14 protein-coding genes and 1 pseudogene are annotated in these 14490 nt (G+C 67.2%); 6 read left to right on the top strand and 9 right to left on the bottom strand.

From position 1 onward, the window contains the following. Nucleotides 1-9: 9 nt before the first annotated feature. Nucleotides 10-708, bottom strand: coding sequence for a (2Fe-2S)-binding protein (locus tag ACEN9G_RS14195; RefSeq protein ID WP_413337518.1), 699 nt, complete (start codon nucleotides 706-708; stop codon nucleotides 10-12). A 35-nt stretch (nucleotides 709-743) separates the two neighbouring features. On the opposite strand from ACEN9G_RS14195, the gene ACEN9G_RS14190 reads away from it, so the two are divergent. Continuing rightward, nucleotides 744-1166, top strand: a complete 423-nt coding sequence (locus tag ACEN9G_RS14190) for a hypothetical protein (RefSeq protein ID WP_413337498.1) — start codon at nucleotides 744-746, stop codon at nucleotides 1164-1166. A 113-nt stretch (nucleotides 1167-1279) separates the two neighbouring features. On the opposite strand, the pseudogene ACEN9G_RS14185 reads toward ACEN9G_RS14190, so the two are convergent. Next, nucleotides 1280-1555 (bottom strand): annotated as a pseudogene (locus tag ACEN9G_RS14185) (transposase); the annotation flags it as partial. Between the two features lie 182 nt (nucleotides 1556-1737). Next, nucleotides 1738-2304: a GTP cyclohydrolase I FolE gene (gene folE, locus ACEN9G_RS14180; RefSeq protein WP_413337499.1), complete on the bottom strand. Its 567-nt coding sequence runs from the start codon at nucleotides 2302-2304 to the stop codon at nucleotides 1738-1740. A gap of 149 nt (nucleotides 2305-2453) precedes the next feature. Between folE and ACEN9G_RS14175 the strand changes: the two genes are divergently transcribed. Further along, nucleotides 2454-3326, top strand: coding sequence for a hypothetical protein (locus tag ACEN9G_RS14175; protein ID WP_413337500.1), 873 nt, complete (start codon nucleotides 2454-2456; stop codon nucleotides 3324-3326). Nucleotides 3327-3338: 12 nt separating this feature from the next. On the opposite strand, the gene nudC is transcribed toward ACEN9G_RS14175, so the two are convergent. After that, a complete protein-coding gene (gene nudC, locus ACEN9G_RS14170) occupies nucleotides 3339-4160 on the bottom strand; it encodes an NAD(+) diphosphatase (protein ID WP_413337501.1) in 822 nt (273 codons plus the stop codon). 163 nt (nucleotides 4161-4323) lie between these two features. On the opposite strand from nudC, the gene ACEN9G_RS14165 reads away from it, so the two are divergent. The 3 genes from ACEN9G_RS14165 to ACEN9G_RS14155 are packed head-to-tail and all read left to right on the top strand — an operon-like array spanning nucleotide 4324 to nucleotide 8453. Continuing rightward, nucleotides 4324-6003, top strand: a complete 1680-nt coding sequence (locus ACEN9G_RS14165) for a carbamoyltransferase family protein (RefSeq protein ID WP_413337502.1) — start codon at nucleotides 4324-4326, stop codon at nucleotides 6001-6003. Beyond that, nucleotides 6000-7370, top strand: a complete 1371-nt coding sequence (locus ACEN9G_RS14160; protein WP_413337503.1) for a N,N-dimethylformamidase beta subunit family domain-containing protein — start codon at nucleotides 6000-6002, stop codon at nucleotides 7368-7370. The genes ACEN9G_RS14165 and ACEN9G_RS14160 overlap by 4 nt, the downstream gene beginning before the upstream one ends. Nucleotides 7371-7400: 30 nt before the next feature. After that, nucleotides 7401-8453, top strand: a complete 1053-nt coding sequence (locus ACEN9G_RS14155; RefSeq protein ID WP_413337504.1) for a glycosyltransferase family 9 protein — start codon at nucleotides 7401-7403, stop codon at nucleotides 8451-8453. Here the strand turns inward: ACEN9G_RS14155 and ACEN9G_RS14150 are convergent, their stop codons facing one another. From ACEN9G_RS14150 to ACEN9G_RS14135, 4 genes are all read right to left on the bottom strand, one after another. Then, nucleotides 8454-9569: a glycosyltransferase family 9 protein gene (locus ACEN9G_RS14150; protein ID WP_413337505.1), complete on the bottom strand. Its 1116-nt coding sequence runs from the start codon at nucleotides 9567-9569 to the stop codon at nucleotides 8454-8456. A 28-nt stretch (nucleotides 9570-9597) separates the two neighbouring features. Then, the gene (locus ACEN9G_RS14145) at nucleotides 9598-10455 is read right to left on the bottom strand and encodes a glycosyltransferase family A protein (RefSeq protein WP_413337506.1); all 858 of its coding nucleotides are present in this window, start codon (nucleotides 10453-10455) and stop codon (nucleotides 9598-9600) included. Beyond that, nucleotides 10452-11075 carry a DUF4254 domain-containing protein gene (locus tag ACEN9G_RS14140; RefSeq protein WP_413337507.1) on the bottom strand — a complete coding sequence of 208 codons (624 nt, stop codon included), beginning with the start codon at nucleotides 11073-11075 and terminating at the stop codon, nucleotides 10452-10454. Before ACEN9G_RS14140 ends, ACEN9G_RS14145 begins: the two co-directional genes overlap by 4 nt. A gap of 147 nt (nucleotides 11076-11222) precedes the next feature. Further along, nucleotides 11223-12380 carry an MFS transporter gene (locus ACEN9G_RS14135; protein WP_413337508.1) on the bottom strand — a complete coding sequence of 386 codons (1158 nt, stop codon included), beginning with the start codon at nucleotides 12378-12380 and terminating at the stop codon, nucleotides 11223-11225. Nucleotides 12381-12678: 298 nt separating this feature from the next. Here ACEN9G_RS14135 and ACEN9G_RS14130 point away from each other — a divergent pair, with 298 nt between their 5' ends. Continuing rightward, entirely contained in the window at nucleotides 12679-13908 is a 1230-nt protein-coding gene (locus ACEN9G_RS14130) for a DUF418 domain-containing protein (RefSeq protein WP_413337509.1), read from the top strand. On the opposite strand, the gene ACEN9G_RS14125 is transcribed toward ACEN9G_RS14130, so the two are convergent. After that, on the bottom strand, nucleotides 13875-14432 hold the full coding sequence (locus ACEN9G_RS14125) for a putative glycolipid-binding domain-containing protein (RefSeq protein WP_413337510.1): 558 nt from the start codon (nucleotides 14430-14432) through the stop codon (nucleotides 13875-13877). The two genes, ACEN9G_RS14130 and ACEN9G_RS14125, sit on opposite strands and share 34 nt — an antisense overlap. Nucleotides 14433-14490 lie beyond the last annotated feature (58 nt).

The raw sequence follows: 14490 nt of genomic DNA, 5'->3' as shown, positions 1-14490 counted from the left end.
CACGTCCCCCTACGCCTGGCGCAAGACCACGCTGTGGATGGCCTTGACGATGTTGGGATAGGCGCCGCAGCGGCACAGGTTGCCGCTCATGCGCTCGCGGATCTCGTCTTCGGACAGCGCCCCCGGCGCCAGCTGGTCGCCTTCGGTCAGCATGCTGGCCTGCCTTGCCTTCACTTCGTCCAGCAGCGCCACCGCCGAACACACTTGTCCCGGAGTGCAATAGCCGCACTGGAAGCCGTCGCAATCCATGAACGCCTGCTGCATCGGATGCGGCTGTCCGCTCTGGGCGAGCCCCTCCACGGTCGTGATCTCGCGGCCGTCATGCATCATCGCCAGCGTGAGGCAGGCGTTGATGCGCTGGCCGTCCACGAGGACCGTGCAGGCCCCGCACTGGCCGCGGTCGCAGCCCTTCTTGGTGCCGGTCAGGCCCAGCACGTCGCGCAGTGCGTCCAGCAGCGTCACGCGGGGTTCGATCGTCAGGTTGTGCTCGGCGCCATTGATCCGCAAGGTGAGCGGTTGCGGCGGCGCATGGATCAACGTCGCGCCCTGCGCACGCTGCTCCGATAGACTCTGGTCGTCGTCTGGCATGACTTTGCTCGCTTTCGAAGATGGATTGCCTGATTCATCATCTCCGAAATCAAAAAATCGCGTAGCGCGCGAGAAGCGTGCCGTTGCGGCAAGTGTTTGAAGCGCTCTATACTCGCGCAGTGATGCACAGAAGCATCAGCAACCCGGAAATGACCATGCGCTCCACCTTGCTCCTGTTGACACCGCTCTTGCTGCTGGCCGGCTGCGTCAACGAATCGGCCAGCTACACGATCGATACCAACGACCACGCCCTGACCGTGGTTGTCACACAGGATTATTTCTGGAGCAAACAGGTGGGCCTGCGGGTGATCGCATCGCGCCTGCCGGACTGCCAGCGCCAGTTCGACCTCGGCAAGACGCCGCTGGCCGACCTGAACGTCGAGCTGTTCTCCACGGGCGACGAAACCTTTTTGCTGCGCGCGGGCGACGCGATGTGGCAACTGGAAACCCGTACCTGCAGCCAGTTGCCGGAACCGTCGGACAATGTGCAGGCCCAGCCGATCGGCGTGTTCCACATGGATGCGAAAAAGAAGCTCGTGTTCGAGCCGGCGGAAGGCTCGGTGGGGGCCACGCGCTAGTCCCGCCTCGCTGGATAGCGCTCACACCCGCCGACGACCAGCCGGTCATCCGCCCCCAGTCCGGATCAGTGCTGCCCGGTCAACTGGCGCAGCCGCGCGATTTCGGCCGTGCGCCCGAGCCGGTCGAGCGCCTGCTCGAGCAGGGTGCGGTCGCCGTCACGCAGCATCGTCCATTGCGTGAAATATTCGTGCACGGTGCGCCAGGGCGGAAACTCGGGCGGCATGCTGCGCCAGGCGCTGCCGGTGTGGAGGAAGTACAGGACGGCGCAGAACACATCGTACAGGTCGTGCTTGCGCGGCCGGGTCTTGCGGCGGGCCGCTTCCAGCATTTCACGCACGGTCTCGAACTGTTCACGCGGTACATCGCTTGGAAAGGTTTGCCTGGCCATGTCGATCGCCTCAAATTCACTTGGAGACACATGATCCGGAACAGGTTCCCGGTCATCGACGGGGCGTAGCGCATTGTCGCGACGGATTCGAACACGGCGCCCAGTAAATACAGTCTAGCAGCGTGTTCGGAATCATGGCGCCTTTTTTTTGCGGCGCCATGCGTGCGGGGTCGGGCAGGCCGTCAGTCGCGGGCCAGCGCCAGGAACTCGGTGCGCAGCGCCAGGTTCGGCTGCAGTTCGCCCAGGAGGGTCGACGTGATGGTTTCCTCGCCCGGCGTGCGGATGCCGCGGCTTTCCATGCACATGTGGCGGCACTTGATGACCACGCCCACGGCCTTCGGTTCCAGCACTTCCATCAGCGTGTTGGCGATCTGGACGGTCAAGCGTTCCTGCACCTGCAGGCGCTTGGAGAACACGTCGACGAGGCGCGTCAGCTTCGACAGCCCGACGATCTTGCCGTTCGGCAGATAGCCCACCGTCGCCTTGCCGAAGAACGGCGCCAGGTGGTGTTCGCAATGGCTGTAGACCGGAATGCCGCGCACGACGATCAATTCGTTGTATTCCTCGGCGCCGTCTTCGAACGCCTTGAGGATCTGGACCGGATCCTGGTCGTAGCCGGAAGTCCAGTGTTTCCAGGCCTTGGCGACACGCGCGGGCGTCTCGTGCAGGCCGGAGCGATTGGGATCTTCGCCAAGGCTTACCAGCAGGCGGCGCCAGTCGTTCTCGGTGAAGACTTCTTTGTCAGACATGGTTAACCCTAAAATTTTCGATTGCCGAGAGTATATAGAAAATGGAGCGGATCCACAGATGACGGCGGCTTCCTTGCGCAAACCGAAAGCCGGACTGTGGCGGATGCGCTAGCGTAGTCGACGTCCTTGTCACTGCGCGGAGAACAGCCATGCTTGGGAGCACCGTCCTGGAAGTCGCGATCGGCCTGACATTCTGTTATGGCACGGTCGCCCTGATCGTCAGCACCTTGCAGGAAGCGCTGGCCGCGGCGTTCCGGCTGCGTGCCAACACCCTGCTGGCGGGCGTCAAGAGCATGCTCAACGACTCCCGCTTCGACGGGCTGGCGCGTGCCGTCTACCAGCATCCGCTCGTCAACCCGCATGCGGACGGCGCGCAGCCGAGCGAACGGGACATGCGTACGCGGCCATCGTACATCGAACCGGCGCATTTTGCGATTGCGCTGGTGGACAGCCTGTGGAAAGTGCCGGGCGACTTCGCCCAGCTCGGCAACGCCATCGAGACGATTCCCGATGCGCAGGTCCGGCAGGTGATGCGCGGGCTGTATGGGCGCGCGCGCGACCTGCAGCAATTCCAGGACATGCTGGCCGGCTGGTTCGACAACGCGATGGCGCGCATGTCCGGCGCCTATAAACGGCGCCAGATGCTGATTTCCCTGCTGCTGGCGCTGCTGCTGGCGATCCTGTTCAACATCGACAGCATCCACCTGTTCCGCACGCTGTGGCAGCAGCCGGCCCTTGCGGCCCATCTCCATGACGCGCCCGGCGCGCTCGACCCGGCCGTGTTCGACGCCATGATGGCGCTGCCGATCGGCTGGACGCGGTTCCCTCCGGTAGCCAATGCCGATTTCGCGCTGCAGGTCGCCGGCTGGATCGTCACGGCGTCGACCGCGCTGTTCGGCGCCCCCTTCTGGTTCGACCTGATGCAGCGCGTCGTCCGCATGCGCAGCACGGGCGCGCGGCCGGAAGAGACGCCGCTGGCGCTGCGCGTGGAAGGCAAGGTCGCAGCTACGCCCGTACCGTAAGCGGGCCGGCCGTCAGCGGCCGGGCGGACGGTGGCTGTCGACCAGCATGCTCGAGATCGACACGTGCGGCACGCGCTCCGGCCACTCGTCGCCCGGTCCGAACCAGCGCGCCTCGCTGATCTCGTTGGGATCGGTACGGATCTCGCCGTCCAGGTAATCGGCCGTGAACGCGATCATCAGCGAGTGCGGGAACGGCCACGACTGGCTGCCGAAATAGCGCAGGTTGTGCACGCGCAGGCCCACTTCCTCGAACACTTCGCGGTGCACGGCTTCCTCGATCGTCTCGCCCGCTTCCAGGAAGCCGGCCAGCGGCACGAAGCGTTTGACGGCGGACTGCGTGTGCAGCGCCAGCAGCACCTTGTCGCCATTGCGGATCAGGACCATCATCGCCGGCGAAATGCGCGGATAGGCCATGTGGCCGCAGTTCACGCACTTGAAGCAGCGCTCGCCCGCCGCCAGCACGGTGCCGCTGCCGCAGGCGCCGCAGAAGCGGTGCGTGCGCGCCCATTCGGCGATCTGGCAGGCGCGCGCGGCCACGCCGAGGTGGCCTTCGTCGAACTCGCCGAACAGCGAACGCAGCCCGCGCCAGGCGTGGCCGGGCGGTGCCAGGGCTTCGTCGTCGACCCAGGCGGTCTGGCAATAACGGTCGTCCAGCAGGCCCACCGGCTGCAGGCGCGGCGGGTCGAGCGCGAGGCTGCGTAGCGCGGCCTCGTCGGGCAGGCCGAGGTCGGCCTCGCGCACGAGCAGCCGCCCGCCATGGAAGACGAAGGACAGCGGTGCGGCATCCTGCTGCGGAGCCATCAGGGGCGTGAACGAGGCGGGCGTCTGGAGCATGAGGAATCCGTCATCAAGGGCACTGCCGTCGATGATACCGTCTTTCGCCGTACCGTTCAGGCCGCCATCGACATCCAACGACCGCGCGAATGGATGAACTAATCCAGCTCATCGTGCTCCAAGCCTCAGCAGGACCGCAGCGCAACCCAACGCGGAGGTAACGATGACCGATGTTCCCGTCGTGCTCGGTATTAACCGGACCCAGGACGCCAGTGCCTGCCTGATGCAGGGCTCGCGGCTGCTGTGGGCGATCCAGAAGGAGCGGCTCACGCGGCACAAGCACCATTGGGGCCGGCCGGGCGACGTGCGCGACCATTACGGACCGCGCCTGCCATGGCCGGAGCGGCCCATCGACATCGTGGTCGAATGCTTCTCGTGCGACGACGAAGCGCGCCACCAGACCCGGTACGACGCGGAACTGGGCGCGACGCTGCGCCTTGCCCCCGACTGCCGGCATGTGCGCATCTCGCACCACCTGGCGCACCTTTACAGCGTGTTCCACCCGTCGCCGTTCCGCGAGGCCGCCGCCATGGTCATCGACGGCCAGGGCAGCCCCGTCGCGGACCTGACCGACCACTGGAGCGGCGCGGCGTACGTGCCGGGCGACTGGCGCGAAGTCGCCTCGTTCTACCGCGCCGACCGCGAACGCGTGCACTGCATCGGCAAGCACCTGTGGGACCGGGACGACATGCGCCTCGTCGGCCTCGGCATGTTTTATTTCCTGCTGACGCAAGCCATCTTCCCCGGCGAAGGCAACGAAGGCAAGGTGATGGGGCTCGCCCCGCACGGCCAGCCGCATGCACTGGGCCTGCCGCCGCTGGCCGTCGAAGGCGGACAGGTGACGTTGCCGCCGGCCTGGCGCGACATCCTGCGCGACCACGAACGATTCCGCTACGGCCAGCCGGGCGTCGCCTTCGCCGACTGCGCCAACCTGGCGGCGGCGGGCCAGCGTGCGTTCGAGGATGCCATCGTGGTCGTGGCCCGCTGGCTGCATGCCGAGACCGGGCTGGACAACCTGTGCTTCGCCGGCGGCACGGCGCTGAACTGTTCGGCCAACGAACGCCTGCTGCGCGAAACGCCGTTCAAGCAGGTCTTCATTCCGCCCGCGCCGGGCGATGCGGGCACCGCGCTGGGCTGTGCGCTGTACGGCCTCGCGGAACTGGCCGGCGCCGGCTGCGCCTACCGCTGGACCCACGACTACCTCGGGCCCCTGCCGCGGCACCACGACATCGAAGCCGCCCTGGCAGACCGGGACGATCTGCACATCGTCCACCTCGCGGACACCGACGCCATGTGCAGCCACATGCTCGACCTGCTGTGCCGGGGCCGCGTCCTCGCCCTGTACCAGGGAGGCAGCGAATTCGGACCGCGCGCCCTGGGCCACCGCAGCATCCTGGCCGATCCGCGCCAGGCCGAAGTCCGCGACTGGATCAATGCGCGCGTCAAGCAACGCGAGTGGTTCCGTCCGCTGGCACCCGTCGTGCTCGCCGAACGGGCCGGGGAATACTTCGACCTGCCACGTCCCTCGCCCTTCATGCAGTTCGCCGCGCCGGTCCGGCCGGACAGGATCGCACAGGTACCGGCCATCACCCACGTGGACGGCAGCGCGCGCCTGCAGACCGTCGGCCCGGACGATGACCCGCTGCTGCGCCGCCTGCTGACGGGCTTCGATGCGCGCACGGGCGTGCCGGTCCTGCTGAACACGTCGTTCAACGGCAAGGACGAACCGATCGTGGAAACGCCGGAGGAAGCGCTTGCCTCGTTCCGCCGCATGCCGCTGCACGCCCTCGCGATACCGCCCTTTCTCGTGACCAAACGGAGCGAACCGGAGCTGCCCGCATGATCCGTGCGTATCCAGGACAGGCCAGCGTGCTGCCCGGCGCCACGCTGCAGCTGCACGTGTCGACCGACAGCCGCCGTTTCCGCGTCACGTTCTACCGCTGGAGCGACGGACCGGTCGAGATGCTGCGCAGCGACTGGCTGCCCGGCGCATGGGCGGCCGATGCCGCGCCGGACGCGGACTGGAACTGGCCGGCCTATCCCTTTCCGATCCCCCCGGACTGGCCCTCGGCCGTGGTCATCGCCGACCTCGAAGAAGAAGGACACAAGACCACGTTCGACCTGGCCCGCGGCCACGGGGCCGCCCTGTTCGTGGTGCGTGCATTGCCTGGAGAACGCGGCATGCCCGGCGGTCTGCTCTACAAACTGCCGCTGGCCACGTACCACGCCTATAACGCCAGCGGCGGCGGCTGCTTCTACGTCCACCCGCCGCGTTCGATCGAACCGCCGGGCGCGCGCGTCTCGCTGCGCCGTCCCGGCGGCGGCATCGGCGGGCCCGTATGGTGCGCCGCCGACCATTACGACACCGCATCGCCCCGCCAGACCTTCGCCCATTGGGACGCGCGCTTCATCCGCTGGCTGGCACGCAATGGCTACCGCGCCGACTTCTGCACGGACCTCGACATCCACGCCGACCCGGCGCTGCTCGCGGGCTACCGCCTCCTGGTCGCGGCCGGCCATGACGAATACTGGAGCACGACGACACGCGATGCCGTCGAGGACTTCGTCGCCCGCGGCGGCAATCTCGCCTTCTTCGCCGGCAATGTGTGCTGGTGGCGCATCCACGTCGTCGCTGACGGGACGGCCATCGTCTGCCACCAGGGCGGCCCGCATGGCGCCCGCGACCAGTGGTGGTCACCCCGCGGCGCGGCGCGTCCCGAAGACAGCTTGAGCGGCGCCAGCTACCGGCATGGCGGCGGCTCGTGGGATGGTCCGCGCGGGTCCGGCGGCTATCGTGTCCAGCAGCCCGATCACTGGATCTTCACGGAGACCGGCCTGGCGCGCGGCGACGCGCTCGGACGGCATAGCTGGCCGCCGCTGGCGGGCTATGAATGCGACGGCGTTCCGCTCGACGTCTTCGATGCCGACCATGGCGCATTGCTGTCCGTCTGGGCGGACGGGGACGGTACGCCGGACGGCTATGCATTGCTGGCGGCGGCGCGCCTGGGCCCCGACTGGCAGGAATTGCCGGCACGTGCACGCCACGCGGCCGGCGAAGGCATCCATACGGCCGCCATGGGCCTGTTCACACGCAACGGCACCGTGTTTTCTGCCGGAACCACCGACTGGGCGCAAGTCCTCGACGCCGGCCGGGATCGCCAACTGGAGCGCGTCACGCGCAATGTCCTTGATGGCCTGTTGCGAAGGTAGCGCGGCAACTCAGGCGACAAAGGAGCAACAATGTACCGTCGACCACTGCTGCAGCGCCTCGATCCGCCTTCGGTCATCGTATTCCGCGCCCTTCACCTGGGCGACATGCTGTGCGCGGTGCCCGCGCTGCGCGCGCTGCGCGCCGCCGTGCCCCGTGCCCACATCGCGCTGGTGGGTTTGCCATGGGCGCAGCAATTCGCAGACCGGTTCAGTGCGTACGTCGATGAATTCATCGCCTTTCCCGGCCACCCTTTGCTGCCCGAGCAACCGGTGCGGCAGGAGGCGCTCGCGCGTTTCTACAACAGTCTCTGCACCCGCCAGTTCGCGCTGGCGCTCCAGTTGCACGGCAGTGGCGACGTGAGCAACGACATCGTCAGCGGCTTCGGCGCGCAGGCGATGGCCGGGTTCTGCCGTGGCGCGCCCGTCGTCCGCGACCGCACCGTCCTGTTTCCCTATCCGGAAATCGGGGCGGAGCCGGAGCGCCTCCTGTCGCTGATGGAGCAGCTGGGCGCACCAGCGACCGGCGTCCACCTGGAATTTCCGCTGTCGCACGACGACGAAGACGAGTGGCGCGCAAGCGGCCTCGGCACCACGCTCACGCCCGGCGCCTACGTGTGCATCCACCCGGGCGCGCGCAAGCGGGACAAATGCTGGCCGGCCGCCTTGTTTGCGGAGGTTGGCGACCGCCTCGCCGCCGAGTTCGGCCTCAAGGTGGTGTTGACGGGATCGGCCGAGGAAGCGGACCTGACGGCCGACGTGGCGTCCCGCATGCACCACCCGCCGCTCGACGCCGCCGCGCCCATCTCGATCGGTGCGATGTCCGTCCTGATGCGTGATGCCAGGCTCTTGCTCTGCAACGACACGGGCGTGTCCCATATCGCGGCCGGCCTCAGGCTCAAAAGCGTCGTCGTGTTCAGCAAGGCCGACATTGCCCGCTGGGCGCCGCTCGACCGCCACACGCACCGCTGCATCTGGGATCCCGGTGCGGAGCGCGCCCAGGTGGTGCTGCAACATGCACGCGCATTGCTGGCCGGCACGGCGCCGAGCCGCCAGCGCAGTGTCGGCATGTGGCCTTACTGGTGACTATTGATGAGCCAATGCCGCATGCGCCAGCGCCTCCACCTCGTCGATGCCGACATCGGCGACAAAGCTCACATCGTGCGGACAGCGCGCTCGCAGATTGTCCTGATCGCAGACAGGGCAGCGTGTCCGCACCGACATGGCCGCATGCAGGGTCGAGGGCCGCAACGGCATCCCGTCGATCAAATTCGTCAGCCAGAAGATGCCGACACTCGGCACACGGAGCGCCAGGCCCAGGTGCAGCGGGCCGGTGTCGTTCGACACGAGCAGCGCGGCGCGCGCCAGCAGGCCGCACAGCCCGCCCAGGCTCAGCCGGCCTGCCAGTGCGACGGCCGGCGCATGCATGCGCGCCACGACCTCGTGCACAAGATCCACTTCGTCCGGCGAACCGTTGACGGCGACACAAGCGCCGTCCTGCGCGAGCCGGTCGCCCAGCGCCGCGAACGATGGCGCCGGCCAGCAGCGGCGCGGATCGGTCGACCCCGGCTGCAGCACGATGAGCCGTTTACCGGCCAGCCCGGGCATGATCGCCGCGGCCTCGTGCCGGTCGGCTTCCGTGAGCGCGAGTTCCGGTTGCGCGTCGAGCGGCCACTGGATCTCCGCGCCGGCCAGGGCCGCGATCTCGAGCAAGGCCAGCCTGCGCGGGCTGGGCTGGCGAAACGGCACCCAGCGATCGAGCAAGGGCACACCCGGCGCGCAGGCCCCCGCCGTCAGCCGTGCACCGAAGCGCAACAGGAATGGATTCGAATGACGCCCTCCCCCATGCATCTGCAGTGCGAGATCGAAACGCTCGGCACGCAGCGCGTCGACGAAGCGCTCGACCTCGTCTTTTGAAGTCTCTTGTGCGCCGACGCCTTGCACGGGCGGCACCTCGACAACCCGGTCGACCGGCCCCGGCCTCCCGTGCAGGAACGCACGATGCCAGGCTTTTCCCGCCAGGACCAGTTCGGCCCCGGGATACGCCTGCTTCAACGCGTGCAGGGCCGGCAGCGCGAACACGAAGTCGCCCACTGCGCCCGGCCGCAGCACGACGATCTTGCGCACATCGTGGACCCGCATGTCGTGGACACGCATGTCGTCTACACGCATGTCGTCTACACGCATGTCGTCTACACGCATGTCGTCTACACGCATGTCATCGAGACGGTCACTCGCCGGTCGCATCGTGCGGCTCGTCGTGTGCCTCATCGTGTGGCTCACTGAGCGGCAACACATACGGCGCATCGATGGCCCGTGCCGTGATGGTCGTCGGCAGTTCCATGTGATACGCGCCGGACGGAAATATCGCGCAGCCGCCGTACAGCGCCATCACACGCTGCTGGGCCAGTACATCTTCTCCGCAATGCTGGGCCGGCAGGTCGCGCCAGAAGTCGAAGCCGCCCACCGCGCGCAGCTTGGCCGTATCGAACATCACGCAGCCGCCGACCCAGGCGATCTTGTAGCGTCGCGTCGCTCCGGTCTCGTCCGCCAGGCGGGTCTGCACGTGAAAGAGGTTCGCCGCGCTGTGCAGGTGATGACGCGCCCACGCCGGGCTGCCGGGCCGCACGGTTTCCGGCATCACGGGACCGTCCCAGAATTCGATCGCTTCCTGCATCGGCCGCAACTGGCCCAGGTAGCTCAATCCGTGCAGCGCACTGCCGACGAGGCCGCATTCCTCTTCCCGCAGGACGGCGTGCAGACGGGCGACGAGGTCCGGTTCGAGGATCACGTCGTCGTCGACGAACAGGCAGCACGGCGAGCGCACCTGGGCCAGCAGGAAGGCGCGCTGTTCGGCCATGCCGCGGCGGTGCGGGCGCCGGAACGTGTCGACGCTGCGCCCGGTGACGCGCAGGTAGCGCAATACCGCCTGCACTTCGCCATGCGTGCAGACGCCGTCGCCATCCGACTGGTCGGCAAGCACGATGCGCAAGGCCGGCCAGGTCTGCGCGCCGAGCGCCGTCAACGTGACCGCGAGCGCCGCCGGGCGGTTGCGGGTCGGGATCACGACGTCGATCGTCTCGTTCACGGCGCCGCCCTTCCATCCCCCTGCACCTGGCCGTTGAGGTACGGGTTCAGCGCGGGATCGTTGTACATCTTGAATTGACGATACAGCTTGAAATAGGCCCGTCCGGCCCGCGCTTCCGTGAGCAGCAGGTCGAGGCAGGCCATCAGGTCCTGGCGCTGCGCGAGCAGGCGGTCGAGCTTGGCGGTGCACGCGCGGACGTGGGCGTCGTCCGCATCGACGCGCTGCGTCTGCGCGCGCATGTGGTGGATCTTCAGCGCGAGGATCGACAGGCGGTCGATCATGGCGCCGGCCGTTTCGCTGGAGAGCCGCGCATCGGGCGCGCAGACGACGTGGCGCAGGCCGGCCAGCAGCGCTTCGTCGATGGATTCGACCGCGTCGTTGCGTTTCTGGTTGTAGCGGTCGATCAGGCGCTTGCCGGCCGCGATCTCGGAAGGCGGCACGTCGAGCCGGCGCGCCCGGTCTTCCTCGCGCCACAGCAGGCCGTTGTAGCGGTGATTGGCGGCGATCCATTCCCATACACCAGCATCGGCGGCGACGTGCGACATCACGGGCCAATCGCGTTCGCGCAACTGGCGGTCGTGGAACCAGACGACGGACACGGCATCGATTTCGCTTTGCATGGCAACTCCGATCCTGGGCAGACGAGCGACGTTTGCTTGGAGTACGCAGGCGTACTGGAGTTCTGCGGAATGCGCGCGGGCTTGGCACAGCGCAAACAAAAAAGGGCGGCGCCATCGGCACCGCCCTGAACGAGAAAGAAAGGATGATTACTTCAGCAGGCGCGAACGGCTGGCCACGAAGGCGATCAGGCAGGCGAGGCCGCCGATGTAGGCGATGGCGACCTGCATTCCCATGCCTTGGGCGATGGCGCCGATGACCGGCGGGCCCATCAGGCTGCCGCTGTAGGCCATGCTGGCCACGCCGGCCAATGCCGCGGGACCCTGCGCGCCCGCCGCGCTGAACACGAACGGGAACACCAGCGCCAGGCCCATGCCCGCGACGGCGAAGCCGAACAGGGCGAACCAGGCATTTGGCGACAGCACGGCGAAGAACAGGCCGGCGGCACCCAGCATCGAGCCGCTGGTGACGAGCGAACGGGCACCATAGCGCACCTTGAGCTTGTCGCCGCCGAGGCGGGCCAGCAGCATCATCACGGAGAACGACGACAGGGCCAGCGGCGCCAGGCCGTCCGACGCACCGAAGTGCTCTTTCAGGAACACGCCGCTCCAGTCGGCGATGCTGCCTTCGGCCATCGAACCGAAAAAGCCGAGTGCGCCCAGGAACAGCAGCGGGCCGCGCGGCAGCGAGAACGATTTTTTCTCGACGACTTCACCGGTGTCGTCCGCATCCAGCGACGCATAGCCATAGTAGAGGGCCAGGGCCAGCGGACCGGCCAGCATCACGAAGTGCGTGAGCGGCGCGATATGCAGGCCAGCCATCAGGCTGCCCAGGGTCGCACCCGCCAGGCCGCCGGCGCAGCCGAGGCCGTGCAGTTTCGACAGTTCCGACTTGCCCGACTGCTTTTCGCGGCGGGTGGCGGCCGAGTTGACGGCGACGTCGAACGTGCTGGCCGTGATGCCCAGGCCCAGGACGGCCATCATCAACAGCGGCACGGTCGGTGCGCCGCCGATGGCGACCAGCACGGCCAGCAGGGCCAGGCCGGAAAACAGCATGGTCTTGCGGGCGCCGAGCGAGCTCATCATGCGCGATGAAATAGGGTACGACAGAACGGCACCGAGGCCGCCGCACAGCAGCACCATCGACAACGCCGAGTGCGACACGTGCACGCGTTCAGCCATGGCCGGAATGCGGCCGGCCCACGAACCCATGATCACGCCGAATACCGTAAACAGGAGCGGCAGGGCGAACGACTGCGATTGCGCGAGCGGGAGGCTGCCGGAGCGGGCGGCAGCAGTAGCGGGCAAATGATTTTGCATTTAGTAGATGACTTTTTTTAAAAAAATGTCTGGATCAAAAAGCAAACGCCAACCGAGCGGTTGGCGCGTGGAAAGCTGATGGGAGGCAATTCTAAACGGTTTGCGAGAACTTTGCTTTGCCAGTCGGAAAAAATTTTCACCGTTGCGGGATGCCGACAAACACGGGCAGTTTGTAACCAGATGTGAACTTATAACGAGAAATAAGCGTGGGCGTTGTAAAAAATATAGTGGAGATGAAAACGATTCCAAACTAGAATGGCCGGGCCCAAAAACGGACAGGAATACCATGACGCCCTCCCCCGACATGCCCCGTACCGACTCCCGCCTCGACCTCGTCGACGCCCTGCGCGGCTTTGCCATCGTCTCGATCATGCTGCTGCATAACATCGAGCACTTCGATCTCTATTTTTCGCCGCCCGGCGAGCCGGCCTGGCTGAAGGAGCTGGGGCAACACATCTGGGATACGATGTTCGCCCTGTTCGGCGGCAAGTCGTATGCGATCTTCGCCCTGCTGTTCGGCCTGACGTTCCACTTGCAGGACGATGCCCGGGCCCGGCGCGGGGAGGATTTCCGGCCGCGCTTCGCGTGGCGCATGCTGCTCCTGCTCGGGTTCGGACTCGTGAATTCCGCGTTCTACGAGGGCGACATCCTCGCGATGTATGCCGTGCTCGGCCTCGTGCTGATTCCCGTCGCGCGCCTGGGCACGTGGACGGTCTTCCTGCTGGCCTGCTTCCTCAGCCTGCAGCCGGTCGCGTGGGTCGATGCGCTGGCGGCGCTGGGCAGTGCGCCGGGCAAGCTGCCCGATCCCGCCTCCTGGGCATACTTCGGCCGCGCCGAGGAATACCTGAAGCACGGTTCACTGCTCGACGTCTGGATCGGCAACCTCACGAACGGCAAGCAGGCCGTGCTGTTGTGGAGCTGGGAAATGGGCCGCCTCCTGCAGATTCCCGCGCTGTTCATGTTCGGCATGCTGGGCGGCCGCCTCGGGCTGTTTGCCGTGAATGACAGGAACATCGGCATCTGGCGCCGCGTCTTTTTCGGGGCGTTGCTGCTGCTCGGTCCGCTGATCTTCATCCATGGGCACCTGGCGGCGTGGTTCCCCGCCGAGGCCCTGCGCCGGCCGCTGGACGCCATCGCCAAGCCGCTGCTCAACCTGGACATCATGCTGCTGCTCGTGACGGGTTTCGCCCTGCTGTACCGTCGTCCCGCCGGCGCGCGCGTGCTGGGGTCGCTCCGCTGGCTGGGACGGATGAGCCTGACGAGCTACATGATGCAATCGATCGTCGGCACGACCCTGTACCACGGCTTCGGCTTCGGCCTGTACGCGGTCACCGGCACCGTCGCGGCGCTGTCGATCGGCATCGTGCTGGCCATGCTGCAGGGTTGCTTCAGCGCCTGGTGGCTCAAGCACCATAAGCAAGGCCCGCTGGAAGCCCTGTGGCACCGCCTGACGTGGATCGGCGCGGCGTCAACGCAAAGCCCTCAGCCCGCGACGCGCGTAAACAACCCCTCGTAGCGCAGCACGACGCCATCGCCGTCGACGTCGAGATCGGCGGCGAACGGCCGGGACAGGCTTTCGAACCGCACCCGGTCGGGCGCCACGCGCGTGTACGCCTGCGCGACGGGCTGGACGTCGAGCTTGGGCAGGTCGACGTACGCGACGCGGATTTCCTGGCGGTCATGCAGCGCATCGCCGAGGCGCCGGATCGGCGGCGTGTTCGTGAAGGGACTGCCGGACAGGTCGACGTCCGTGCAGCCCTGCAGCGCCGGCAACGGCGTGCCGCCCGCGTCAGTCCAGTTGCCGGCCCCGTCGGCGCGCAGGCTCACGCGCCCCTTGCCCGCGACATGGACGTCAAGGCTGCGCACGCGCCAGTGCTCGTCGCAGCACAACAGATAACTGCAGGCGAACAGCCGTCCGCCGGCGGGGCCGATGAGGACACCTTCCGCCGTCACGCCGGCCTCCCCGGTCTCCCCGGTCTCCAGTTCGACATGCTCCAGGCCGCCACCCTGCTCCGTTGCCCAGCGATAGCTGCGTTTCACGTCGCCCTCCTTCCGTGTTCCATGCACCCCTAATGTAGCACCGGGCGGCCGAGTTGCG

Source organism: Massilia sp. Masssp94 (assembly GCF_059491305.1).
This window is presented reverse-complemented; position numbering and strand designations above follow the sequence as displayed.